Genomic DNA, 23,984 nt, shown 5'->3' with positions numbered 1-23,984 from the left:
TTGTGCACGATCCGGTTGCGTGCAACAGTAGGAGCATGCCGGTGACCGACGAGATGGTGTGCTTCTCCCTCTACGCAGCGACCCGGGCGACGACCCAGGCGTACCGCGCCCTGCTCGAGCCGTGGGGGCTGACCTACCCGCAGTACCTCGTGCTCGTGACGCTGTGGGTCGAGGGCGACCAGACCGTGTCGAGCCTCGGCGACCACCTGCAGCTCGACTCCGGCACCCTCTCGCCGCTCCTCAAGCGCATGGAGCAGGGCGACCTCGTCCGCCGCGAGCGCCGCAGCGACGACGAGCGCGTGGTGACCGTCACGACCGGCGAGCGCGGTCGGTCACTCCGGGCCGAGCTCGCCCACGTCCCCGCGCGCGTCGCCGCCGGTACCGGGCTGCCCGACGAGCAGTCCGCCGCCGACCTCATCGCGACGCTGCAGCGCCTCACCGAGACGATGCACCGCGCGGCCGCCACCGCAGCCACCGCCGCGTCCTGACCACCCGGTCACGACAGACCCCACGAAGGAAGGAAGGACACCACATGGACGTCCTCTACACCGCAGAAGCCCTGTCCACCGGCGAGGGCCGGAACGGCAAGGTCCAGACCAGCGACGGCTCGTTCGAGCTGGACATGGCCATCCCCAAGGAGATGGGCGGCTCCGGCGCCGGCGCCAACCCCGAGCAGCTCTTCGCCGCCGGGTACGCCGCGTGCTTCCACTCCGCGCTGCAGGGTGTCGCCCGCGCGCAGAAGGTGAAGGTCACGGACTCCTCCGTCGGCGGTCGCGTCCAGATCGGCCCGAACGGTCAGGGCGGCTACCAGCTCGCCGTCGTGCTCGAGGTCGTCATCCCGGACATGGAGCACGACCAGGCGCAGGCCCTCGCGGACGCCGCCCACCAGGTGTGCCCCTACTCGAACGCGACGCGCGGCAACATCGACGTCACGATCACCGTCTCGGAGGACTGACCCGTGGCGGAGCAGACGATGCGCGCCGTCGTCCACCCGGAGTTCGGCGAGCCCGCCTCCGTCCTGACCGTCGAGCAGCGCCCCGTCCCCACCCCGGGTGCCGGTCAGGTGCTCGTCCGGACCGTGCTCTCCCCGATCCACAACCACGACCTGTGGACGATCCGCGGTACCTACGGCTTCAAGCCGGAGCTCCCCGCGGCCAGCGGCACCGAGGCGCTCGGCGTCGTCGAGTCCCTCGGCGAGGGCGTCACGAACCTGACCGTCGGCCAGCGCGTCGCCGGTGGCACGTTCGGCGTCTGGGCCGAGTACTACGTCGCCGACGCGGCCGGGCTCATCCCGGTGCCGGACGCGATGCCCGACGAGGCCGCCGCACAGCTCGTCTCGATGCCGTTCAGCGCGATCAGCCTGCTGCACTCGCTCGACCTGCACGAGGGTGACTGGCTCATCCAGAACGCGGCGAACGGTGCCGTCGGCCGCATGGTCGCGCAGCTCGGTGCCGCGCGCGGCATCAACGTCATCGGCCTGGTGCGTCGCGCCGCCGGTGTCGACGAGCTCCGCGAGCAGGGCATCGAGCGCATCGTCGCCACCGACGCGGACGACTGGCGCGACCAGGTGACCGCCATCACCGGCGGTGCCCCGATCCTCGCCGGCGTCGAGTCGGTCGGCGGGACGGCCGCGGGCGACATCGCCTCGGTCCTCGGCGACGAGGCCACCCTCGTCGTCTTCGGTGCGATGGCGTCCCCCACGCTCGAGATCCCGTCCGGCAAGGTCATCTTCGGCCAGCTGACGGTGAAGGGCTTCTGGGGCAGCGTCGTCAGCAGGACGATGCCGGCCGAGACGAAGCAGGAGCTCTTCGGTGAGCTCATCACCCGCGTGCTCGACGGCTCCCTGACCCTCCCGGTCTCCGAGACCTTCGCGTTCGAGGACGCGCGCGACGCGGTGCGTGCGAGCGACACCGCCGGTCGCGTCGGCAAGGTGCTCCTGCGTCCGTAGGACGCTCCACAGGACGGACGGGAGGCCCGGTACCAGCTGGTACCGGGCCTCCCGTCCGTGCGTCGCGTCCTCAGCGGCGCTTCGCCGCACCGGCCGTGGAGCGGTCACCGGAAGCGACGCCCTCCTCGACCTGCTCGAGGGTACGGCCGCGCGTCTCGGGCACGAACCGCCAGATGAACAGCAGCGCGAGGACCCCGAGCGCGGCGAAGCCGAAGAACGTGCCGGTGATGCCGGTCGCCGCGACGACGGACGGGAACCACAGCCCGACGAGGGCGGTCGCGATCCACAGGCAGAACACCGCGATCCCCATTCCGAGCGCCCGGATCTGCGTCGGGAAGACCTCCGACAGCACGACCCACACCGCGATGTTGAGGAAGGTCTGCATCGAGCCGACGAACGCGACGACGAGGACCAGGATCACCCACGGTCGCGCCGGGTTGCCCGCCGGCAGGGCGACCGAGGCGATGCCGATGAGGACGTGGCACACCGTCGTCAGGGAGAAGCCGAGCAGGAGCGTCGTCCGCCGGTCGATCCGCTCCATGTTCGCGATCGCGATGACCCCGCCGACCACCGCGATGACGCCGGGTGCGATGTTCGCGATGAGGGCGGCCGACGCCTCGAACCCGGACTCGATGAGGACCGACTGGCCGTAGTACATGATCGAGTTGATCCCGGTGAGCTGCTGCGCGACCCCGAGGCCGGCGCCGATGAGCACGATCCGGACGAGCCACCTGTTCCGGAGCAGGACGGCCCACCCGCTCTCCCGGTCATGCTGCGCGTCGTGCTCGTGGGCGCGGCGGATGTCCGCGAGTTCGGCCTCGGCGCGGTCCGCCGGTCGCACCTGCCGCAGGACGGCGAGCGCTGCGTCGTGCCGACCCCGCGACGCGAGCCACCGGGGCGACTCCGGCACCCGGAGCATCCCGACGAACAGGGCGACGGCGGGCAGGGCACAGACGGCGAGCATCACCCGCCAGACCCCGCCGCCCTCGCCCCAGAGCCCGGCGATGACGGCGTTGACGACGAACGCGGCGAGCTGCCCGATCACGATCATGAGCTCGTTGCGGCCGGACAGCGACCCGCGGATCTCGTACGGGGCGAGTTCGGCGAGGAACACCGGCACGACCGTCGAGGCGCCGCCCACCGCGAGGCCGAGCAGCACGCGGCCGACGACGATCACGCCGAACGACGGGGCGGCGACGCACACGAGCGTCCCGACGAAGAACAGCACCGACAGGAGGACGATCGTGCGTCGTCGCCCCCACGCGTCCGCGACCCGGCCGGCGGTGACCGCACCGACCGCCGCACCGAACGCGAGCGAGCTCGTGACGACCCCCACCGTGACGTCCGTCAGGCCGAGCTCCTGCCGCATCGGCAGGAGCGCGCCGTTCACCACCCCGGTGTCGTAGCCGAAGAGCAGGCCGCCGAAGGTCGCGACGAGCGCCAGCAGCCCGAGACGGCGGCGGTGCGGTCCGGGCCCGACCGGGGGGAGCCCGGCCTCGTGTGCGGTGGGTCGGGTGTCGACCATGCGGTGTGTCCTTCGTCCGTGATCGCGAGGGGGCCCGGCAGGGCCAGCGCGGCCCACCGTCCACGGCTCCCGGTGGACCACCAGCGATCATCCCACCGCCGCGACCGCCCGACGTGCAGCACCTGGACCACGCTCCCCGCGGACCGCGCTCCGCAGGCCCCCTCCCCGGGGCGAGCGTCGTGCCACTAAGCTCCCGGCGCGAGGGGAACGAGGGGGACCGTGCACCAGGGACACGCCACACGAGGACGACCGGGCCGACGGCGACCGGCTCGACTGCTCGGGGCCGCGGTGCTCGCCGCGGTCGTCGTCTCGACCGCGTCGGGGTGTGCGTTCCTCCGCGGACCGGACGAGCTGCCCGCGCCGAGCCGCAGTGCCGCCGCCGACCGGACGACCCCGGCGCCGGACCCGAGCGTCAGCGCCGAAGCCCGCCGCATCGCGGAGTCGGCGTCGCCACGGACCCCGACGGCGGTGCCCACCGAGGCCGCCGCACCGGACCCCACGGTGTCCCCGATCCCGGTCGGCACCGTCATCAGCGAAGCGGACGTCGTCACGCCGAAGGGCAGCGTCCGGTTCCACTACCGCGTGGTCGTCGCCGACGACGGGTACCCGACCGTGCAGTGGTCGGGCTTCACCTCGACGCTGCCGGTTCCCGTCGGCACCACGTTCCTCGAGACCCCGCCCGCGGTCGGCGACGGCCTGTCCTGGCACGGCGTCGGTGACACCGTGCTCGGGGGTGGCTCCCCCGCCACGCCGACCCCGGCGACGACCGACATGGACCCCGGACGGGTCGACCCGTCGTGGCTCGGCACGCTCGTCGTCTACTCCGCCGCCGACTCCGCGAGCCCCGACCTGCCGGTCGAGATCGGACCGGACAAGGTGCTCGCGGTCACCCCCGTCCGCTGGTCGGTGCCGGCCCGGACCACGAACGTGCACCCCGTGGACGGTGGGGCACGCCAGAACGCCACCGGCACCACGAGCAGCGAGGGTTCGACCGACGGATCGCCGACCGCGTACCGGATCGCGTCCGAGGACCTCATCGGTGCCGTCGCCGCCCGACTCGGGATCACGGTGAAGGACCTGGTCTGGCTCAACCCGGACGTCACCGTCTACGGCGACCAGCAGTACCTGTACGAGGACACCGTGCTGAACCTCGACCCGTTCCGGCGGTAGCCCGGGTCAGGCGCGCTCGGCCCCGCTGTCGTCGTCCCGCGCGACCGGACCGGCGTCGAGCACGTCCCCGATCGCGGACATCCCCGCCCCGTGGTCGGTGTAGCGGCGGACGGTCCGACGGGCGGCGGCGCGCGCGGCCCCGGCGAGACGGTCGTTGCGACGGGCGGCGTCGGCCACCCGCCCCGCGTGACCGGCGGTCGACAGCAGCACGTTCGCGAACGCCCGGGCGTCGCCCTGCTCGGGGATGCCCGTCACCGTCCAGGCGCTCCGGACCTGGGCGTCCGGGGTGACACCGCGGCGGGTGCCCATCCGTCGCCAGTCCGACAGCGCGCCCTCGGTGCGGTCGGCGGCACGGTCCGACTCGGCGGCCCGTTCGGCGTCCGCCGACCGGCGCCGCTCGGGCGCCGGAGCGGCCGAGGCGGCCTCGGCACGCTCGCGGGCACCGCGGTCGTCACCGCCGGCGGCGGCGATGCGGGCGGCGTGGGCCGCTGCTGCGGCCGCGAGGATCTCGGAACGGTCCATGCGACGACGGTACCGCGCACGACCGACGCGGGTCGGGCCTCCCGGCGGTCCGGCAGCTCGGCGGTCCGACGCTCGGCGGTCGTGCGGCCTGGCGGCGGGCGGTCCGACGGCGCTGACCCGACCGCCCGGACGGCCACAGCGTGTGCCGGGTGGACGGCCGACGGGGCGGACGGCTGACCACCGGCGTCGGGTCAGGCGGTGCGACCGGTGTCCGAGGCGAGCCAGACCGCCGTGTCGGCGGCGAGGAGCCCGTCGGCGACCGCACCCGGCACGGACTCGACCAGGACGTCCCCGCCGACTGCACCGCCGACCGCCGACAGTCGGACCGGCTCCGACCCGAGGTTGCCGACCACGGTGACCGAGCCGTTCGACCAGGCCAGCACGGCGTCGGACCCGGCGTCGTGCCACCGCACGCTCCCGACACCGAGCCCGGCACGCCGCCGCACCGCGAGCGCCCGTCGGTAGAGCGCCAGGGTCGAGGTCTCGTCGTCCTCCTGGGTCGCGACCGCGAACGTCCCGAAGTCGGACGGCTGCGGGAGCCACGTGTCCGCGCTGGACGAGAAGCCGAACGACGGCCCGTCCGGCGTCCAGGGGATCGGGACACGGCACCCGTCACGACCGCGGATCCGGTGGCCGGAACGCTCCCACACGGGGTCCTGGCGCAAGGCGTCGGGCAGCGTGGTGACCTCCGGCAGGCCGAGCTCCTCACCCTGGTACAGGTAGGCGGAGCCGGGCAACCCGAGCATGAGGAGCGTCGCGGCGCGGGCACGGCGGAGGCCGGTGGCACGGTCCGGCTGCGGGTCGTCGACACCGACACCGGCCTCGAGTTCGACCGGGCCGTCGTAGCCGAACCGGCTCGCGTGCCGCATCACGTCGTGGTTCGAGAGCACCCACGTGGTCGGCGCGCCGACGACGTCGTTCGCGGCGATGCTCGTGTCGACGTTCGCCCGGATCGCGGCCGCGTCCCACGGCAGCGACAGGTACGCGAAGTTGAACGCCTGGTGCATCTCGTCGGACCGGACGATCCGCGCCGCGCGCTCCGGTGGGAGCCACGCCTCGGCGCAGAGGATGCGCTGACCCTCGTACTCGTCCAGGATCCGCCGCCACTCGCGGAAGACGGCGTGGATGCCCTCCTGGTCCCACATCGGCGGCATCACACCGTCGACCGGCTCCACGACACCGTGGGTCGCGTGCGGCCAGTCCGGCAGGCCCGGGGCCTTCACGATCGCGTCGCACACGTCGACCCGGAACCCGTCCACCCCGCGGTCCAGCCAGAACCGCAGCGTCGTCTCGAACTCGCGGTGCACGCGCGGGTCGTCCCAGTTCCAGTCGGGCTGCTCGGGCGCGAAGAGGTGCAGGTACCACTGGCCGAGGGTGCCGTCCGGCTCGGTGACGCGGGTCCAGGCCGGACCCTCGAACATCGACTGCCAGTCGTTCGGTGGGAGGTCGCCGTGTTCGCCACGTCCGTCGCGGAAGTGGAACATGCCACGCTCCGGGCTGCCCGGCTCGGCGGCGAGCGCGGCGCGGAAGAGCACGTGCTGGTCCGAGCAGTGGTTCGGGACGAGGTCGGCGATGACGCGCAGGCCCAGTTCGTGAGCGCGGGCGAGGAGGGCGTCCGCGTCGGCGAGTGTGCCGTACACCGGGTCGACGTCCCGGTAGTCGGCCACGTCGTAGCCGCCGTCGGCCTGGGGGGAGGGGTAGAACGGCGACAGCCACACGGCGTCGGCGCCGAGGGCGGCGACGTGGTCGAGCCGCGCCGTGATCCCGGCGAGGTCGCCGGTCCCGTCGCCGTCGAGGTCGGCGAAGGACCGCGGGTAGACCTGGTAGATGACGGCGGTGCGCCACCAGTCGGTCGCGTCGGCGTCGACCGGTTGGGCGTCGGTCAGGTCGGCGGTGGTCATGCGGTGGGCACCTTCCGGGTGTAGAGCTCGGGGCGGCGGTCCCCGATCCAGTCGTTGTGCGGGCTCGTCGACTTGTCGCGGGCGAGGGCCGGGAAGACGTCGACGGTGATGGCGGTCGCGCCCACGCCGGCCTCGGTCTCCGCTGCCACCCAGCCGAACTGGTCGACGATCACGCTGGCCTCGTTCCAGTCCTGTCCGCGCTCGGTGCCCGCGCGGTCGCAGCACGCGATGAACACGCCGTTCGTCCGCGCGGCGGCCTGCGCGGCGATCACCTCGGCGACGCGGTCGCGCTCCGGGTGGTCCCCGACCGGCCAGTTCGTCGGGACGGCGATGAGGTCCGCGCCCGCGAGCGCGAGCATGCGGGGCATCTCCGGGAACTCCATGTCGTAGCAGACGAGCACGCCGATCCGGCCGTGCGCGGTGTCGACGACGGGAGGCGCGGCGTCGCCCGGCGTGAACACGAGCGTCTCGCGGTCCCACAGGTGCGTCTTCCGGTACACCGCCCGGACGCCGGTCCGGTCCACGACCGCGACGCTGTTGCGGAGGAGGCGGGCGTCCCGCTCGCAGAAGCCCACCACGACGACGGTGTCCGTCCCGGCGAGGGCGTCGGCGAGCCGGTCGAAGAGCGGGTCGTCCGGCGTCACCGCGACCCGGGCTGCCTCGTCGGCGTCCTGGAAGACGTAGCCGCTCGTGGCCAGCTCCGGCAGGACGAGCACGTCGACCCGGTCGTCGACCGCACGCTCGACCGCGGCGAGGATGCTCCTGCCGTTGCCCGCGAGGTCGCCGAGCACCGGCGCGAGCTGGTCGCACCGGACCCGGGCGACCCCGGTCCCCCCGGCCGTCACTTGACCGCGCCTTCCGTCAGCCCGGTGATGAGCCGTCGCTGCAACAGGACGTAGGCGACGACGATCGGCAGGGCGACGAGCACGGCGGCCGCGGCCGTGACGTCGGGCTGGGCGCCGCGCTGCGCTCCGGAGAAGAACGAGAGGGACAGCGGTGCGGTCTGGACCGCCTCGTTCTGCGGCACGAGCACGAGTGCGAGCAGGAACTCGTTCCACGTGAAGAGGAACAGGATCGTCGCCAGGGTCGCCACGGCCGGCAGCGCGACGGGGGTGAGCACGCTGCGGAGGATCCGGAACCGCGAAGCGCCGTCGATGCGGGCGGCCTCGAGCAGCTCGACCGGGACGGAGGCGAAGAACGACCGCATCCAGAACACCCCGAGCGGCACCGACAGACCGATCTGCGGCAGGATGAGCGCCCAGTACGTGTCCACCAGTCCCCATCCCGCGAGCATCTGGTACAGCGGCAGCACGGTGACCTCGTACGGCAGGACGAGCCCGACGAGCAGGAGGCCGAGGAGCAGCCGACCGCCCGGGACCCGCATGTGCGCGAGGGCGTACCCGGCCAGGCAGGCGACCGTCGCGGTCACGATGACGACCGTGATCGCGACGACGGCACTCGAGACGAGGGCGGACGCGAAGCCGCCCTGCGTCCAGGCGTCGACGTAGTTGTCGAAGGCGATCCCGCCGTCGTCCCCCCTCAGCGAGGTGACGACCACCGAGGCGAGGGGGAACACCGCGACGAGCGCGGCGACGACGAGCACGGCGTGGGTGACGAGGGTCTCGCTGCGGGCGACCTTCACGACGACGCTCCCTTCCGCTCGCGGAGGGCGAGCTGCACGATGCCGACGACCACCAGGATGAGCACCGTCAGGACCACGGCCAGGGCGGACGCCTGCCCGAGTGCACGGTCCTGGAACGCGTCCTGGTAGACGAAGACGCTCGGCACGGTCGTCGACGTCCCGGGACCACCGCGCGTGGTGTTCCAGATGAGGTCGAAGTTCCGGAGCGCGAACGTGATGGTCAGGATGAGCGCGATGGAGATCTGCGGGCGCAGGGCCGGCAGCGTGATGGAGGTGAACTCACGGAAGGCCCCGGCGCCGTCGAGGCGTGCGGCCTCGTACAACGACCGGTCGATGGTGGCGATGCCGGCCAGGAAGAGCACCATGCACAGGCCGTACTCGACCCACGTCCCGATCAGGCCGATCGACGGCAGGGCCGTGCCGAAGTCCCCGAGCCAACTGCGGGCGAGCCCGCCCAGGCCGACGGCCCGGAGCGCGTCGTTCACCGGTCCGTCCTCGGCGAGCAGTCCGCGCCACGCCACGGCGACGACGACGCTCGACAGGATCTGCGGCAGGAACAGCACCGCCCGGAACACGGTGAGACCGTGGATGCGGATCCGCGACATCGCGCCGGCGATCAGCAGACCGACCAGGACGGGCAGGGCCGCGTAGAAGAACAGCAGCACGACCGAGTGCCCGAGCGCCTGCCGGAGGTCGGCGTCGGCGAAGACCGCCGCGTAGTTCGACAACCCGGCGGGGGTCGCGACGCTGATGCCGTCCCAGTCGTAGAACGAGATGCGCACCGACTGGACGATCGGCACCACCACGAAGACGACGAAGAACGCCAGCGCAGGTGCGACGTACAGGAGCGCACTCCAGCTGACACGGGTGGCGGCCGGGCGACGTCGACGTGACGTCGCCCGGCCGGTCCCGCGCTCGGTGAGCGTGGCGGCCATGTCAGCCGTGCGCCTTCGCCCAGGTCTGCTGGACCGTGTCGGTGAACGCGGACGGCGTCCTCCGGCCGGCCATCACCTCCTGCAGGGCTCCGCCCATCTTCGTGAGCATGTCCGTGGTGCTCCAGTCGTAGTACCCGACCTGCGTGCCAGCGGCGATGGTGTCCTTCAGCGCGGTCAGGGTCTGCTCCTGGAGCGGGTCCTCGGAGCTGACGCCGTCGGTGACCACGGGCAGTCGGCCGGTGTCGAGGATCCACTGGCCGACCTCGGGGGTGTGCATCATCCCGAGGAACGCGATGGCGGCCTCCTGGTGCTCCGACTTCGTGCTGATGTGCCACGGGGACGCGGTCGCGCCGACGCCACCGGACGTCAGCGGGGCGAAGCCGAAGCCGTCGGAGTCGAGCGAGGCGCCGTTCCACGAGCCGCCGACGAAGAACACGCCGTCACCGTCGGCGAAGCGGGCGATGGCGTCCTCGTTGCTCAGGCCGTCGTAGCCGGACCCGAAGTACCCCTTCTCGGCCCAGTCGCGCATGGTCTGGGCGGCCGCTTCGTTCCCCTCGGTCGCGAAGGTGGAGCCGGACTTCCCGCCGATCCAGTCGGCGATCGACGACGGGTCCTGCTTCGTCGCCGCGATGTCGGAGAACACGTGCGTGGCGGCGTACTGGTCGGAGTTGCCGAGCATGATCGGCTGCTCGCCCGCTGCCTCCGCCGTCGCCAGGTCCTGCTCGAGGTCGTCGATCGACGTCGGCGGCTCGAGGCCGAGCGCGTCGAGCTTCGCCTTGTCGTAGTAGATGCCCTGCACCTCGCTGATCACGGACATGCCGTAGAGCGTGCCGGAGCCGAACGCGGTGCCGTCGTCGTTCCACCGTGCCGGTCCGAGCGTCGACGCCCCGGTTCCGTCCGACCACCCGTACACGTCCGCCACGTCGTCGAGCGGCCGGACCAGGTCGCCCTTCACCAGTGTCCCGTCGACCGCGTAGCCGATGTTGCCCTGGAACAGGTCCGGGGCGTTCGCCGAGTTGGCGGCGTTCACGACGGTCGCGATGAGGTCGTCGAAGCTCTTGTAGGTGATCTCGACGTCCACGTCCGGGTACGTCTTCTCGTAGGCCGGGACGAGCTTCTCCATGAGCGGCTTCTCGGCGACGTCGGCCCACATCGTCAGGGTCGTGTCCCGGTCGATGTCGGAGGCGGTGACCTTCTCGGTGATCTCGGGCTGGTCGGCCTGTCCGGCGGGTCCGCCGGAGCCGGGGGCCGAGCAGCCGGCGAGGGCGACGACGAGGCCGATGACGGGCACCGTGGCGAGGAGACCTTGACGGCGTGCGGCTGGTGTGGTCATGGTCACTTCCGGGTCGTGTGGTCGGGTTCGGGGGTGGTGGAGCGTGTGAGCCGCTCGGTCCGCAGGGTGGCGGTGGCGCGGTGGGCGGACATGCCCTCGCTCGCCGAGATGACGTCGACGGCGTCGGCCAGCTCGGGTGTGGCCTCGCGGGCGATGTGCTGGTACGTGAGCGGCTTGAGGAACCGGGACACCGACAGTCCGGCGCTGTGCTTCGCGCCCCCGGCGGTGGGGAGGGTGTGGTTCGTGCCCGCCATGCCCTTGTCGGAGTACGCGACGGTGCTCCAGGTCCCGATGAACAGCGACCCGTAGTTCGTGAGGCGGTCGTGGTACCAGGCGTCCTCGGCGGTCTGTACCTCGAGGTGCTCCGGGGCGTACTCGTCCATGACGGCCGCGGCGGCCTCGCGGTCCCCGACGAGCACGACCGACCCGTGGTCGCGCCAGGCGGGCCCACAGATCTCGTTCGTGCTCAGGGTCGGCAGCTGCCGCTCGACCTCCGCGATGACGGCCTCGCCGAGGGCGCGGGAGGTGGTGACGAGTGCCGCCGGGGAGTTCGGTCCGTGTTCCGCCTGCCCGAGCAGGTCGGCGGCCACGAGTTCGGGGTCGGCGGTCTCGTCCGCGATCACGGCGACCTCGGACGGTCCGGCCAGCAGGTCGATGGCGACGGCGCCGAAGAGCTGCCGCTTCGCCTCGGCGACGAACGCGTTGCCTGCGCCGACGACCATGTCGACCGGGGCTGCGCCGAGCAGGCCGAACGCCATGGCCGCGAGGGCCTGGACGCCACCGACGACGAACAGCCGGTCGACCCCGGAGACGTACGCCGCGTACGCGACGGCGGGGTTGACGCCCCCGTCCGGCTGCGGCGGCGTGCACGCGACGACGGTGGGGACGCCGGCCGCCTTCGCGACGCCGACGCTCATGAACGCGCTGGCCGTCAGGGGGAAGCGCCCGGCCGGCAGGTACGCGCCGACACTGCCGACCGGGACGTAGCGCTGTCCCACGGTGAGCCCGGGGACGAGTTCTGCGGAGAAGTCCACGAGGTGCTCGCGCTGCAGACGCGCGAACTGCTGCGTCCGCGCCGCGCCGAGCTCGATGGCGGCGCGCAGCTCCGGGGTGAGCCGGTCGCCCGTCGCGGCGAGTTCCTCGGCGCTCAGCTCGACGACGTCGGCGTGGTCGAGTTCGCGCGCGTACCGCTGGACGGCCTCGAAGCCGTCGCGCTGGATCTCGGCCAGCATGCCGGCGACCCGGTCGGCGACGGCCGGGTCGCGCTGGGCCTCGGGAGCGTCCACGGCCGGGGCCTTGAGGAACGAGAACCGGTCGGCGTTGTCCGCCACGAAACGAGGGCTGAGCTTCATGCAGACGACCCTGCCGGGGCTGCTCGGCAAGGACAAGGCCAGATGATCCACGACGACCCATAGGGTGATCCTGTGACACTGACCCAGTTGCGGGCCTTCCTCGTCATCACGACGGCGGGCTCGTTCTCCGCCGCGGCCGCGCAGCTCGGCATGGCGCAGCCGTCCGTCTCCGAGCTCGTGCGGCGTCTCGAGGAGTCCTACGGCGTGCGTCTCTTCACCCGGGGCAGCCGCCGTCTCGTGCTGACGAGTGCCGGGGAAGCGCTCCTCCCGCACGCCAGGCGGGCCGTGGAGGCCGCGGACGACGCCGACCGGACGCTCCGCGACCTCACGAGCCTCCAGGGCGGTGTCGCCACCTTCGGTCTCCTGCGCAACGCGAACTACTACTTCCTGTCCCGCCTGCTCGAGCGGTTCCACTCCCGCTACCCGGACGTCCGCCTGCGCGTGATCGGCCTGAACTCGGTCGAGGTCGCGGACGCCGTCACGGCCGGGGACCTCGAGGCCGGTCTGGTCGTCCTGCCGATCGACGCCGACGGTCTCGAGGTGACCCCACTGCGACGGGACGACGTGCTGTACGCCTCGGCGGACCCCGGACGGACCGCGCGTCCGGTGACCATCGAGGACCTGGCGGCCGCGGACCTCATCCTGTACGACGCCCACTACGGGTGGCGCGACCCCACCCGGCGGCAGCTCGCCGAGCGTGCGCAGTTCGCGGGCGTCACGCTCGCCGCGCGCATCGAGGTCGAACACGTGGACTCGGCCCTCGACCTCGTTGCCCGGGGTGCCGGTGACACGATCGTCTCGCGCGCCGTCGCCGAGGCTCCGACGTTCCCCGCCGGCGTGCACACCGTGCCGTTCGCGGAGCCGCTGTACGACACGATCGCCCTCGTCCGGCGGCGGGACGTCCCGCTCTCCCCCGCGACCCGCGAGATCGCCCGGCTCGCGCGGCGGATGCTCCTGGAGCGCTGACCGCGGCGCAGCGCCCCGCGCAGCCCGACGGGTCAGCGCGTCCCGGACAGCGCCCGGAACCCCTCGTCGAGCGACACCGACGGCTCCCACGCCAGGTCCCGCCGGGTCCGCCGCTGGTCGAACCAGTGCGCGGTGGACAGCTGCTCGGCCAGGAACCGCGTCATCGGCGGCTCGTCGGTGCCCGGCCGGACGCGCCACACGGCCTCGACCGCGGAGCCGACCACGCGGGCGAGGCCGGACGGCGCGTGTGCCGTCGGTGCCGGGACGCCGGACGCGACGCACATCCGCGCCAGCAGCTCCCCGACGGGTCGGGGCTCCCCGTTCGTGACGACGTAGACGTTCCCGTGCACGACCTCCGCACGGTCCAGCGCGGCCACCATGGCGGACGCGGCGTTGTCGACGTAGCAGGAGTCGATGAGGGCGGCACCGGAGTCGAGCACCGGCAGACGCCCCCGACGCGCGCGCTCCACGATGCGGCCGACGAGCTGCTCGTCGCCGGGCCCCCAGACCAGGTGCGGGCGGACCGCGACGACCGCGAAGCCGGGGGCGTCGGCGGCGAGCGCGAGCAGCTCGGCGGCGGCCTTCGTCCGGGCGTACTCACCGCGGGCGTGGCCGGGCGATGCGGGTTCGGCGTCGTCACCGGCGATGGCGGTGCCCGCGTGGGCGACCGACGGCGACGAGACGAAGACGAACCGGGAGACGCCGGCGTCCCGCGCGGCGGCGAGCAGGTCCTGCGTGCCCGTGACGTTGACGCGCTCGAAGTCTGCCGGGTCACCCGCGAGCGAGACCTTGGCCGCCAGGTGCACCACGGCGTCGACGCCCTGCACCGCCGACCGCACCGCCGCCGGGTCGGTCACCGTGCCGAGGAGGTCGCTGACCCCGTCGACGCCGGACGGACGACGCTGGAAGGTCCGGACGTCGTGCCCGGCGTCCCGCAGCGCACCGGCGACGGCACGCCCGAGGAAGCCGCTGGCACCCGTCACCAGGACGGTCACGGTCGGGTCACCCGTCCGCCCGCCAGCACCGTCGAGGCCCAGCGCGCCAGACGTGCCCGGTCCACCTTCGAGTTGTGGCGGATGTCGGTCGGCAGCTCGGGGACCACGAGCACCGCGGCGACGGGCACCCCGGCAGCTGTCCGGACGGCGTCCGCGAGCGACCGGTCCGCGAGCGCGGGTCGCCGGACGGCGGGGACGGTCTCCACGACGACGACGACCTGCTGGGTCCCGGCCGGGCCGACGCCGACGACGCCCGCTCGACCGACACCCGTGACGCGTTCCGTGCGCTGTTCGGGCCCGACGGGGGTGACGACGCCCGAGGAGGCGGTGATGACGTGCTGCATGCGGCCCTCGACCCAGAGCTGCCCGGCGGCGTCCAGGTGTCCGACGTCCCCGGTGCGGTGCCCGCGGGGGTCGTGGACCCCGAGACGCGAGGCACGGTCGGTCCGCCAGAGCCGGTCGTAGTGGTCCCGGACGTGCGGTGCCGCGACGACGATCTCCCCGGTGACCTCGGGCGCCTCGGTGAGCGCGCCGGTCGCGCGGCCGTCGGCGTCGAGCGGCGCGATCCGCACCCGGACGGACGCCGCCGGTCGACCCACGCAGATGCCCGACGACGAGGACACCCCGGCGGCCGTGACCCCGTCCAGGTCCACGTCCGTCATGAGCAGCCCCTCGGTCATGCCGTAGGGGGTGTGGGCGCTGGCGCCCGGCATGAGCTCGGTGGCCGCGGTCAGGAGCGCGGCCGACACCGGGGCGCCCGCGGACAGGAACAGCCGCACACGGCCGAGGGCGCGGCGGTCGTCGTCGGTCAGCGCGGACGCCGTGGCGACGACGTTGGCGATCGCGGCGGGCGACAGGAACACGACGGTGGCGTCGGACGCTGCGACGGCGTCCGCGACCGCGCGCGCGGTCAGGGTCCGCGGCGCGGTGACGTCCATGTCCGGCGCCACGGAGCGTGCGCCGAGCGCGGGACCGAGCAGCGCGAAGGGGGCGAAGCCGGCGACGAGACCGGTGCCGACACCGACCCCGTACTGGCCGGCGAGGGCGTCCCGCACCGCACCGAGCTGGCCGTGCGTGTACACGACGCCCTTCGCGGGTCCGGTGGACCCCGAGGTGAAGAGCACCGCGGCCGGGGCGTCCGGTGTGGGGGCTGCCGGCAGCGGGGCGCCGGCAGCGAGGCGTGCTGCTCCCCGGCGGGCGACGGCGGCGAGGGTGTGCTCGACGCGCAGGGCCGCCCGTGCCGGGGCGGGGAGCGCGACGGTCGCGATGCGTCGGCCGGGCCAGCCGAGCGCGCGTGCGGCGGTGAGTCCGGGCAGGGCACCGATGACCCAGTCGGGCCGCGCGCCGCGGACGGCCCGGGTCAGCCCGCGGAGGCCGAGTCCGGCGTCCGCGACGACGACGACCGCGCCGACGCGCACGCACGCGTACAGGGCGGCGGTCAGGTCCGCACCGGGGGTGACGAGGAGCGACACGCGGTCGCCGGGACGGACGCCGAGGTCGACGAGTCCCGCGGCGACCTCCTCGATCCGCCGGGCGAGCAGCCGCCAGCTGATGGTGCGGGGTCCGCCCGGTGCTGCCATCTCGACCAGGGCGGCGTCGTCGCTGTCCCGCAGCTCGTCGAGGTGGGCCCAGAGGGGACGGGCAGCGTCGTCGCCGTCCGTGTCCGTGGGATCGGCCGGGAGGCCCGCACCACCGTTCGTCGGCACGGTCCCGTCCGGCAGGTGGTCACCGAGCCACTCGAAGACCGTCCCGGCGACGTCGGCGTCGTCCGGCAGCAGGTGGCCGGCGCCCTCGAAACGGTGCACGTCGGCCTGCGGCAGTCGCGCGGCGAGGTCGTCGAGGTACCGCTCGAGGAAGACCGGGTCGCGCGGGCCCCAGAGGAGCAGGGCGGGGACGTCGAGCGCAGCGACCCCGGCTGCGATCCGGTCGAGCTCGGCCGCGCTCGGGTGCTGCGCGTCGACGGGGATGTCCGCGACGAACCCGCCGACCGCCCCCCGTCGGGCAGCGCCGCGGTACGGGGCGCGGTAGGCGTCGGCGATCGAGCGGTCGAGCCGCGGGTGCGCGATCGCGAGGGTGGTCTCGATGAACGCCGGCGTCACGACCGTGGCCCGACCGAGCAGGTGCGGGCGGAGCGCCAGGCGCAGGGGCGCCGGGATCGGGGCGTCGTCGGGCTGGTGCACCGCGGTGTTGCAGGTCGTCACCGCGACGACGAGGTCGGGGTGGTCGACGGCCCAGCCGAGCGAGACGACACCGCCCCAGTCGTGCCCGAGCGTGACGACCGGACCGGCCAGACCGAGCTCGTCGGTCAGCGCGCCGAGGTCGGCGACCCGGTCGGCCAGGCGGTGGTCCACACCGGTCCGCTCCGAGAAGCCCATTCCGAGCTGGTCGACGGCGACCACACGCCAGACGGGGCCACCGGCCGCCGCGACCTCGAGCGAGTGCGCGAGCACCGATCGCCACAGGTAGGACCACGTCGGGTTGCCGTGCACGCACAGCAGGGTGCCGACGGGCTGCAGGCCGCGCGCGTCGAGTTCCCCCGCGGTGTCGAGGACGTGCCAGGTGCGCTCAGGGCGGGCCGCGCCTCCCGTCGGACCGGCTGACGCGGGGACGGTGACCAGACGGGACCACGCCGGGTCGAGTCCGGGCAGGGGCGGCGGGAGCGTCGCCGGAGCCGTGCTCGCGGCGGCGTGGGGCAACCGCGGTGTCACCAGCGCAGTTCCATCATCGCCGTGTTGATGCCGGAGCCGACCCCGCCGAGGAACACGCGGTCCCCGGAGCGGATCGAGCCGCGGGCGACCTCGTCGGCGAGGGTGATCGGGATCGACGCCGGGCCGACGTTGCCGAAGCGCTCGTAGGTGGTGGGGACTCTGTCACGCTCGACGCCGATCGCCTGGACGAAGGCGTTCGTGTGCACGTCCGAGACCTGGTGCAGGACGTAGTGGTCCATGTCGGTCCAGTCGAAGTGGTCGCGGGCCTCGTTCCACGCGGCGACGACGAGCTCCATGCCGCCCTTGAGCAGCATCTTGGCGTCCGTGAACATCCCGTCCACGCTGCCGACGCACAGGTCGTACCACTGGGTCGCCGCGCGGGTGACGCCGCCGACGATGCGGTGGCCGGTCGGGTGCAGGTCCGCCGGGCCGAGCACGGCTGCGGCGGCACCGGAGCCGAGCGTCAGGCTGGCGAACTCGCTCATGAAGTCCTTGCGGTTCCGGCCGCCCTGGTTCAGGCGGTCGATCGTGTTGAGCTGGACCTGGTCGGCGTCCTCGCCGTCCACGATGAGCGCGTACTTGATCTGGCCGGAGTCGATCATGCCCGCGGCGACGCTCATCGCGTTGACGAAGCCGAGGCACGCGTTCGCGATGTCGAAGTTGATGGCCGAGGTCGGCAGGCCGAGCCCGTGGTGCAGCCGCACGGCCACCGAGGGCTCGAGGTGCGGACGGGTCACCGACGTGTTGATGAGCAGGCCGACGTCCTGCGGCTCGATGCCCGCGGCGGACATCGCCCGGCGCCCGGCGTCGATCGCGGCGGTCTGGAAGGACTGGTCCTCGCCCCAGTTCCGGCGCTCGCGCACCCCGGCGACACGTTCGAGCAGACCCATCGGCAGACGGAGCCGACGGAGCACGCCGCGGAGCTTCTCCTCGATGTCCGCGGACGTCGTCACACGCTCGGCGACGGTGGTCTCGACGGCGAGGATCGAGGCGTTCCGGAACCGGGCGGTGGCGTTGCCGGGTCGCTCCGTCTCGGCGCTCGTGGTGTCCTGCTGAGGCCGCTCGGTCATGATCGTCACTTGCACATACTTCCGTATCGAGGCTGGGTCTCCGTTGCGACTGCGTCGAACGGACCCCGGGAACGTCGTCCCCGTTGCCGATCCGGCAATCGTACTGGCCCTGGATGGGTGCCGGTGGGATGCTGCGCGCATGACTGCACAGCCCCCTCCCCGGTCCGACGCCGAGACGACCTGGACGGCCCGCTACGGTGACGCGCCGATCTGGTCGGGTCGGCCGAACGCGTCCCTCGTCGACACGCTCGGGCGGGCCCGGTCCACGACGGACGGTGCCGGTGCGAGCGCGCTCGACCTCGGGTCCGGCGAGGGCGGCGACGCGCTGTGGCTGGCCGCGCAGGGGTGGCGCGTGACCGCGGTCGACATCGCGCCGAACGCGCTGGACCGGGGCCGGGTCCAGGCGGAGCGCGCCGGGCTCGGCGACCGGGTGCGGTGGGTGCAGGCCGACCTGGCCGCGTGGGACACCGACGAGCGGTTCGACCTGGTGTGCGCGTCGTTCCTGCATTCGTGGGTGTCGTTCCCGCGGGCCGCGGTGCTGCGCCGTGCCACGACGTTCGTCGCCCCGGGTGGTCGGCTCCTCGTGATCGGGCACGCCGGGTCCCCCTCGTGGGCGTCCCACGAGGAACACGCGCACGCGGAGCCCCTGGTCGGACCCGAGGAACAGGTGGACCAACTCGCGCTCGGGGACGAGTGGACGGTGGAGGTCGCCGAGCTGCGCACCCGGACCGTCACCGCTCCGGACGGCGGCGCGGCGACGCTCGAGGACTCCGTGGTGCTCGTCCGGCGTCCCTGACCGGCGGACGACGGGAGGCCCGGGGTCCGCCGGACAGGGACGTCACCCTGCCAGCGTGCCCCGGGCCTCCCGGCCGGGCGGCGGCGTCAGCCGCGCAGTTCGAGGTACTTCGCGATGAGCGCCTTCGTCGAGGAGTCCTGCGCGTCGAGGACCGCACGGTCACCCTGCACGGCCGGGGTGACCTGCAGCGCGAGCTGCTTGCCGAGCTCCACGCCCCACTGGTCGAACGAGTCGATGCCCCAGATGGTGCCCTCGGTGAACACGATGTGCTCGTAGAGGGCGATGAGCTGACCGAGGACGCTCGGGGTGAGCTCGGGCGCCAGGATCGACGTCGACGGCTTGTTCCCGGTGAAGGTGCGGGCGGCGACGATCGCCTCGTCCGTGGTGCCCTCGGCGCGGACCTCGTCGGCGGTCTTGCCGAACGCGAGCGCCTTCGACTGGGCGAAGAAGTTCGCGAGGAACAGGGTGTGCACGTCCTGGCCCGGCTGCACGGCCTTCCCGTCGCCGGTCTCGTCCTGCAGCGCGTGCGCGGGCTTCGCGACCGTGATGAAGTCGGCCGGGATCAGGCGCGTGCCCTGGTGGATGAGCTGGTAGAACGCGTGCTGGCCGTTCGTCCCGGGCTCACCCCAGAAGACCTCACCGGTGTCGGTGACGACGTCCGAGCCGTCCCAGCGGACGCGCTTGCCGTTCGACTCCATGGTGAGCTGCTGCAGGTACGCGGGGAAGCGGTGCAGGTACTGCGTGTACGGCAGGACCGCATGGCTCTGGGCCCCGAGGAAGTTCGTGTACCAGACGTTGAGCAGGCCCATCAGGACCGGGACGTTCTCGGCGAGGGGCGCGGTGCGCATGTGCTCGTCGATGGCGTGGAAGCCGGCGAGGAACTGCTCCCAGTTCTCCTTGCCGATCGCGATGACGACGCTCGTGCCGATGGCCGAGTCGACCGAGTAGCGGCCGCCGACCCAGTCCCAGAAGCCGAAGGCGTTCTCCGGGTCGATGCCGAACGCGGCGACCTTGTCGAGCGCGGTCGAGACGGCGACGAAGTGCTTCGCGACGGCGTCCTTCTTGTCGTCCTCACCGGCGTCGGCGAGGCCGAGGCCCTGCCACAGCCACTGGCGGGCGAGCCGGGCGTTCGTCAGGGTCTCGAGCGTGCCGAAGGTCTTCGACGCGACGATGAAGAGCGTGGTCTCGGGGTCGAGGCCGGCGGTCTTCTCGGCGATGTCGGCCGGGTCGATGTTCGAGACGAAGCGGACCTCGAGCCCCTGCTGCACGTACGGCTTGAGGGCTTCGTAGACCATGACCGGGCCGAGGTCCGAGCCGCCGATGCCGATGTTGACGACGGTCTCGATGCGCTTGCCGGTGACACCGGTCCACGCGCCGGAGCGGACCTGCTCGGCGAAGCCGTAGACCTTGTCGAGCGTGGCGTGCACGTCGGCGTCGACGTCCTGGCCGTCGACGGTCAGGGGCGCGGCCGGGACGAGGCCCTCGGTCGCCGCCGGACGACGCAGCGCGGTGTGCAGCACGGCGCGGTCCTCGGTGACGTTGATGCGCTCACCGGAGATCATCGCCTGGTAGCGCTCGGCGACGCCGGTGTCCTCGGCGACCTGCAGGAGGGCCTGCAGGACCTCCTCGGTCACGAGGCCCTTCGACAGGTCGACGGTCAGGTCGGCGGCCTGGAAGGTGTACTTCTCGGCACGGCCGGGGTCGGCGTCGAACCACCCCCGGAGGTCCGGGGAGAAGCCGGCGGCGATGCCGTCGAGCTGCTTCCACCCTGCGGTCGTCGTGGGGTCGACGGGTGCGGATTCGGTCACTTCGGTCCTCCTGGACGCCAGAGTCGGTCGGCCCGCAGACCTGGCGCAGCATCGCGTCGCGGGCCGCGTCCGAGCGTAGTGCCGTCGCACCGACCCCGTGCACAGGACCGCGTCCCGGCGGACGGAACGCACATCGATGTCAGGATCGCCCCGTCGCCGACATTGCTGAGGTGGAGGGAGCACCGTGGAGACAGACAACGACACCGACGCGGACGTCGGCCTGACGCGACGGCTCGCCGGTGGCGACCGGTCCGCCCTGGCGGACGCGTTCGACCGGTTCGCGCCGACGCTGACCCGCTACTCGTGGGCACTGGCGGACAGCCGACAGGACGTCGAGGAACTCGTGCAGGACACGTTCACGACCCTGTGGCAGGAGGCCGACACCCTGCAGCTGTCGACCCGGGCGCTCCTGCCCTGGCTGCTCGTGGTGTGCCGGGGCCACGCCGAGGACCAGGCCCGCGGGACGGTCAGGCGGGCGGCCGACGAACTCCCGGCGGACCTGGTCTCCCCGCCCGCGGCCGACGAGGCCAGGGAGCGCCTGCGCTGGGTCCGCGACGAGATCGACGCGCTCGCGCCGCTCGACCGGCGGATCTGCGAGCTGTGCCTGGTCGAGGGCCACTCCTACGCCGAAGCCGCCGCGATGCTCGGCCTCAGCGTCAGAGCGGCCACCCAACGGGTCTCCCGCTCACGCGCACGACTGAAGAAGGCGGTGACGCACGATGAACACTGAGCCCCCCACCGGAGACGACCTGCACCGCATGCTCGTCTCGATGAAGCAGACCGTCCTGGAGAACGCGGACGACCGGCGTCCGAAGCGTCGTGGACACCGCTCCGGGATCGTGGTCGCGGCGGTCGCCCTGCTCGCACTCGGTACGGCGAGCGGCGCTGTCGCACTGGCCGTCGTCCCGCAGATGCAGCAGGCTTCGGCTCCCGTGGCGTCCCCGACCCCGCAGGCGCCTTCCCCCAGCGGGACGCCCTCGTCAGCCCCGGTCGTCGAGACGCCGGAGCCCACCCCGACGAGGACGACCAGCGCAGCGTCCACGCGGTACCCGACCGACTGCGGGGGGCTCTACTCCGACGCCGACCGCGCGCGGTTCTTCGGCGGTGCGCCCGTCACGCAGACGCCGGAGCGCCTGGACGGGACGACGATGCCGGCTCCGGCACCCGTCCCGTTCGCCGGCGGCACCTGGACCGCGTCCACCTGGATCGAGTGCACCTGGAAGGACCCGCGAGCGGACATCAGCCACATCACCGTCCGGATGGGATCGGCTCCGGAGAACGAGCTCGGGAAGTACGAGGCCAGCCTGCGCGAGGAGGCCGGCACCTGCGACCTCGAGGACATCGGGACGGTCTGCACGCGGACGGTCCGCGCCGACCCGTACCCGGTCGACGCCACCAGGACGTTCTGGACGCAGGACGGCTACTGGGTCGACATCGACCAGGCGAACATGCCGACCTCGGGGCTCCTCCAGGCCACGATCGACGCCATGCTCGGCGACCGGACCGTCGCGGGGTCCTGGACGATCAGCGGTGGCACGATCGGGCCGCTCACCGTCGGGAGTCCGCTGTCGGGCGCCGTCGGCGAGGTGGAGCAGACCTACGACCGCCTGCCGGTCGACGGTCCGTGTGAGCCGGGCGCGCTCGCCCACTTCACCCGCCCGGGGAAGGACCTGCTCCGGGTCTTCACCGCCGACGGCGTCGTGACGGCGCTGGCCTTGGAGGGGAGGGGGCCCGTCGATCCCGGCACGATCGGCAGCGTGTCCCCGACCACGGCCGAGGGCACGGGGATCGGGAGCACCCTCGCGGACCTCCGACGAGCGCACCCGGACCTCGCCCTCGTCGGCAGTTACGCGTTCGACGGCACGACGGACGGAGCCGACTCGTTCTGGTCGATCGAGCGGGACGGCATGCACATCACCTTCCAGCTCGACAGCGACGGGGAACGGGTGGACCTGGTCTGGGTCGCTCGGACGGTGATGCCGCCGCTCGAGTACTGCTGAACGGACGCTGGGGGCCCGGCGGCGAGGCGGCCTGGGCGGGCAGTACGCCGACAGTCGTACTGTGGACGGGCCTCCCGGCAGCACCCGCCTGCCGGCCGGTCCCCTGCACGACCAACGGAAGGACCTGCGTGACCCACGCACTCTTCGACCCCATCACCCTCCGCGGCCTCGAGATCCGGAACCGCGTGTGGATCCCGCCGATGTGCCAGTACATGGTCGAGGCGCAGGACGGCGTCCCGACCCCGTGGCACCTCGTGCACCTCGGCGCCCTCGCCCGCGGCGGTGCCGGCGCGGTCGTCGTCGAGGCCACCGGCGTCGTCCCCGAGGGCCGGATCAGCCCGCAGGACCTCGGCCTCTGGAACGACGAGCAGCGCGACGCCTTCCGGCCGATCACGGACTTCATCCACAGCCAGGGCGCGGTCGCCGGCATCCAGCTCGCGCACGCCGGCCGCAAGGCGTCGACGAGCCGCGAGTGGGGCCCGACGGCCGGCGGCGGCAACGTCGCGCCGGAGCAGGGCGGCTGGCAGCCGGTCGGTCCGTCGCCGATCGCGTTCCCCGGTCTGCACGTCCCGACCGAGCTCACCACCGAGGGCATCGCCGACGTCGTCGCCGCGTTCGCCGCCGCGGCCCGTCGTGCCGTGGACGCCGGCTTCGACCTGCTCGAGCTGCACGGCGCCCACGGGTACCTGCTGCACGAGTTCCTGTCCCCGCTGTCGAACGAGCGCACCGACCGGTACGGCGGATCGCTCGAGAACCGGGCGCGGGCCCTGCTCGAGACCGTCGACGCCGTGCGCGCCGAGGTCGGCGAGGACGTCCCGCTCGTCGTGCGCCTGTCCGCGACCGACTGGGTCGAGGGCGGCTGGGACCTCGCCGAGACCGAACACGTGTCGACCTGGCTCGGTGACCACGGCGTCGACCTCGTGTCGGTCTCCACCGGTGGCAACGTGGCGGACGCCCCCATCCCGGTCGGCCCCGGGTACCAGCTGCCGTTCGCGACCGCGATCCGGCAGGCCACCGGGCTGCCGGTCGCGGCCGTCGGCATGATCGACGACGCGTTCCAGGCCGAGCAGATCGTCGCCCTCGGGCAGGCCGACGTGGTGCTCGTCGGGCGCGGCGCCCTGCGTGACCCGAACTTCCCGATCAGGGCCGCCCAGGCGCTCCGCGTCGACCTGCCGTACAAGCCCGCTCCGTACGAGCGGGCCTACCGCTGACCGCCGGGCCCTGACCCGAGGTCGCCGTCGACGGGCGACGGGTCGCCGGCGGACGGGAGGCTCGCAGCAGGGCCTCCCGTCCGCCGCCGTCCACAGGTGGGC

General features: G+C 73.2%; 21 protein-coding genes. 9 read left to right on the top strand and 12 right to left on the bottom strand.

Annotated elements, in window-relative coordinates:
- Nucleotides 1-35 precede the first annotated feature (35 nt).
- From DEI91_RS10085 to DEI91_RS10075, 3 genes are read left to right on the top strand one after another with little or no spacing between them, the layout of a single operon-like run.
- Nucleotides 36-488 (top strand): MarR family winged helix-turn-helix transcriptional regulator, encoded by a 453-nt coding sequence (locus tag DEI91_RS10085; RefSeq protein WP_181439560.1) that lies wholly within the window; start codon nucleotides 36-38, stop codon nucleotides 486-488.
- 44 nt (nucleotides 489-532) lie between these two features.
- Nucleotides 533-955: an organic hydroperoxide resistance protein gene (locus tag DEI91_RS10080; protein ID WP_111052177.1), complete on the top strand. Its 423-nt coding sequence runs from the start codon at nucleotides 533-535 to the stop codon at nucleotides 953-955.
- 18 nt (nucleotides 956-973) lie between these two features.
- A complete protein-coding gene (locus tag DEI91_RS10075; protein WP_111052281.1) occupies nucleotides 974-1,948 on the top strand; it encodes a zinc-binding dehydrogenase in 975 nt (324 codons plus the stop codon).
- Nucleotides 1,949-2,018: 70 nt separating this feature from the next.
- Here DEI91_RS10075 and DEI91_RS10070 read toward each other — a convergent pair whose 3' ends face one another.
- Entirely contained in the window at nucleotides 2,019-3,473 is a 1,455-nt protein-coding gene (locus DEI91_RS10070; RefSeq protein ID WP_111052176.1) for a sugar porter family MFS transporter, read from the bottom strand.
- 219 nt (nucleotides 3,474-3,692) lie between these two features.
- On the opposite strand from DEI91_RS10070, the gene DEI91_RS10065 reads away from it, so the two are divergent.
- Complete coding sequence (locus tag DEI91_RS10065) at nucleotides 3,693-4,643, top strand: LysM domain-containing protein (RefSeq protein ID WP_146244267.1); 951 nt, start codon at nucleotides 3,693-3,695, stop codon at nucleotides 4,641-4,643.
- A gap of 6 nt (nucleotides 4,644-4,649) precedes the next feature.
- Here the strand turns inward: DEI91_RS10065 and DEI91_RS10060 are convergent, their stop codons facing one another.
- The 7 genes from DEI91_RS10060 to hisD all read right to left on the bottom strand — a co-directional run bounded on the left by DEI91_RS10060 (nucleotide 4,650) and on the right by hisD (nucleotide 12,328).
- Complete coding sequence (locus DEI91_RS10060) at nucleotides 4,650-5,165, bottom strand: hypothetical protein (protein ID WP_111052174.1); 516 nt, start codon at nucleotides 5,163-5,165, stop codon at nucleotides 4,650-4,652.
- Between the two features lie 191 nt (nucleotides 5,166-5,356).
- Complete coding sequence (locus DEI91_RS10055; RefSeq protein ID WP_111052173.1) at nucleotides 5,357-7,066, bottom strand: glycoside hydrolase family 13 protein; 1,710 nt, start codon at nucleotides 7,064-7,066, stop codon at nucleotides 5,357-5,359.
- On the bottom strand, nucleotides 7,063-7,911 hold the full coding sequence (locus DEI91_RS10050; protein ID WP_111052172.1) for a nitrilase-related carbon-nitrogen hydrolase: 849 nt from the start codon (nucleotides 7,909-7,911) through the stop codon (nucleotides 7,063-7,065). The genes DEI91_RS10055 and DEI91_RS10050 overlap by 4 nt, the downstream gene beginning before the upstream one ends.
- Nucleotides 7,908-8,708, bottom strand: a complete 801-nt coding sequence (locus tag DEI91_RS10045) for a carbohydrate ABC transporter permease (protein ID WP_111052171.1) — start codon at nucleotides 8,706-8,708, stop codon at nucleotides 7,908-7,910. Before DEI91_RS10045 ends, DEI91_RS10050 begins: the two co-directional genes overlap by 4 nt.
- Entirely contained in the window at nucleotides 8,705-9,643 is a 939-nt protein-coding gene (locus DEI91_RS10040) for a carbohydrate ABC transporter permease (protein WP_111052170.1), read from the bottom strand. Before DEI91_RS10040 ends, DEI91_RS10045 begins: the two co-directional genes overlap by 4 nt.
- 1 nt (nucleotide 9,644) lies before the next feature.
- On the bottom strand, nucleotides 9,645-10,976 hold the full coding sequence (locus tag DEI91_RS10035) for an ABC transporter substrate-binding protein (RefSeq protein ID WP_111052169.1): 1,332 nt from the start codon (nucleotides 10,974-10,976) through the stop codon (nucleotides 9,645-9,647).
- Nucleotides 10,977-10,978: 2 nt separating this feature from the next.
- The gene (gene hisD, locus DEI91_RS10030; protein ID WP_111052168.1) at nucleotides 10,979-12,328 is read right to left on the bottom strand and encodes a histidinol dehydrogenase; all 1,350 of its coding nucleotides are present in this window, start codon (nucleotides 12,326-12,328) and stop codon (nucleotides 10,979-10,981) included.
- 72 nt (nucleotides 12,329-12,400) lie between these two features.
- On the opposite strand from hisD, the gene DEI91_RS10025 reads away from it, so the two are divergent.
- Nucleotides 12,401-13,294 carry a LysR family transcriptional regulator gene (locus DEI91_RS10025; RefSeq protein ID WP_111052167.1) on the top strand — a complete coding sequence of 298 codons (894 nt, stop codon included), beginning with the start codon at nucleotides 12,401-12,403 and terminating at the stop codon, nucleotides 13,292-13,294.
- Between the two features lie 32 nt (nucleotides 13,295-13,326).
- Here DEI91_RS10025 and DEI91_RS10020 read toward each other — a convergent pair whose 3' ends face one another.
- From DEI91_RS10020 to DEI91_RS10010, 3 genes are read right to left on the bottom strand one after another with little or no spacing between them, the layout of a single operon-like run.
- The gene (locus DEI91_RS10020) at nucleotides 13,327-14,289 is read right to left on the bottom strand and encodes an NAD(P)-dependent oxidoreductase (RefSeq protein ID WP_111052166.1); all 963 of its coding nucleotides are present in this window, start codon (nucleotides 14,287-14,289) and stop codon (nucleotides 13,327-13,329) included.
- Nucleotides 14,286-16,997: an alpha/beta fold hydrolase gene (locus tag DEI91_RS10015; RefSeq protein ID WP_258374377.1), complete on the bottom strand. Its 2,712-nt coding sequence runs from the start codon at nucleotides 16,995-16,997 to the stop codon at nucleotides 14,286-14,288. The genes DEI91_RS10020 and DEI91_RS10015 overlap by 4 nt, the downstream gene beginning before the upstream one ends.
- Entirely contained in the window at nucleotides 16,994-18,067 is a 1,074-nt protein-coding gene (locus DEI91_RS10010) for a 3-oxoacyl-ACP synthase III (RefSeq protein ID WP_111052279.1), read from the bottom strand. Before DEI91_RS10010 ends, DEI91_RS10015 begins: the two co-directional genes overlap by 4 nt.
- A 139-nt stretch (nucleotides 18,068-18,206) precedes the next feature.
- Between DEI91_RS10010 and DEI91_RS10005 the strand changes: the two genes are divergently transcribed.
- Nucleotides 18,207-18,863: a bifunctional 2-polyprenyl-6-hydroxyphenol methylase/3-demethylubiquinol 3-O-methyltransferase UbiG gene (locus tag DEI91_RS10005; RefSeq protein ID WP_111052165.1), complete on the top strand. Its 657-nt coding sequence runs from the start codon at nucleotides 18,207-18,209 to the stop codon at nucleotides 18,861-18,863.
- Between the two features lie 86 nt (nucleotides 18,864-18,949).
- Here DEI91_RS10005 and pgi read toward each other — a convergent pair whose 3' ends face one another.
- On the bottom strand, nucleotides 18,950-20,671 hold the full coding sequence (gene pgi, locus DEI91_RS10000) for a glucose-6-phosphate isomerase (protein WP_111052164.1): 1,722 nt from the start codon (nucleotides 20,669-20,671) through the stop codon (nucleotides 18,950-18,952).
- A gap of 184 nt (nucleotides 20,672-20,855) precedes the next feature.
- On the opposite strand from pgi, the gene DEI91_RS09995 reads away from it, so the two are divergent.
- The 3 genes from DEI91_RS09995 (at nucleotide 20,856) to DEI91_RS09985 (ending at nucleotide 23,882) form a co-directional block, all read left to right on the top strand.
- Nucleotides 20,856-21,401: an RNA polymerase sigma factor gene (locus tag DEI91_RS09995; protein WP_111052163.1), complete on the top strand. Its 546-nt coding sequence runs from the start codon at nucleotides 20,856-20,858 to the stop codon at nucleotides 21,399-21,401.
- Entirely contained in the window at nucleotides 21,391-22,671 is a 1,281-nt protein-coding gene (locus tag DEI91_RS09990) for a hypothetical protein (protein ID WP_146244266.1), read from the top strand. The genes DEI91_RS09995 and DEI91_RS09990 overlap by 11 nt, the downstream gene beginning before the upstream one ends.
- Nucleotides 22,672-22,799: 128 nt before the next feature.
- The gene (locus DEI91_RS09985; RefSeq protein ID WP_111052161.1) at nucleotides 22,800-23,882 is read left to right on the top strand and encodes an NADH:flavin oxidoreductase/NADH oxidase; all 1,083 of its coding nucleotides are present in this window, start codon (nucleotides 22,800-22,802) and stop codon (nucleotides 23,880-23,882) included.
- Nucleotides 23,883-23,984 lie beyond the last annotated feature (102 nt).

The sequence above is a fragment of the Curtobacterium sp. MCBD17_032 genome, assembly GCF_003234855.1.
Classification (GTDB): domain Bacteria; phylum Actinomycetota; class Actinomycetes; order Actinomycetales; family Microbacteriaceae; genus Curtobacterium.
Note: the sequence above shows the minus strand (reverse complement) of the source record. Positions and strands in the feature narration are given on the sequence as shown.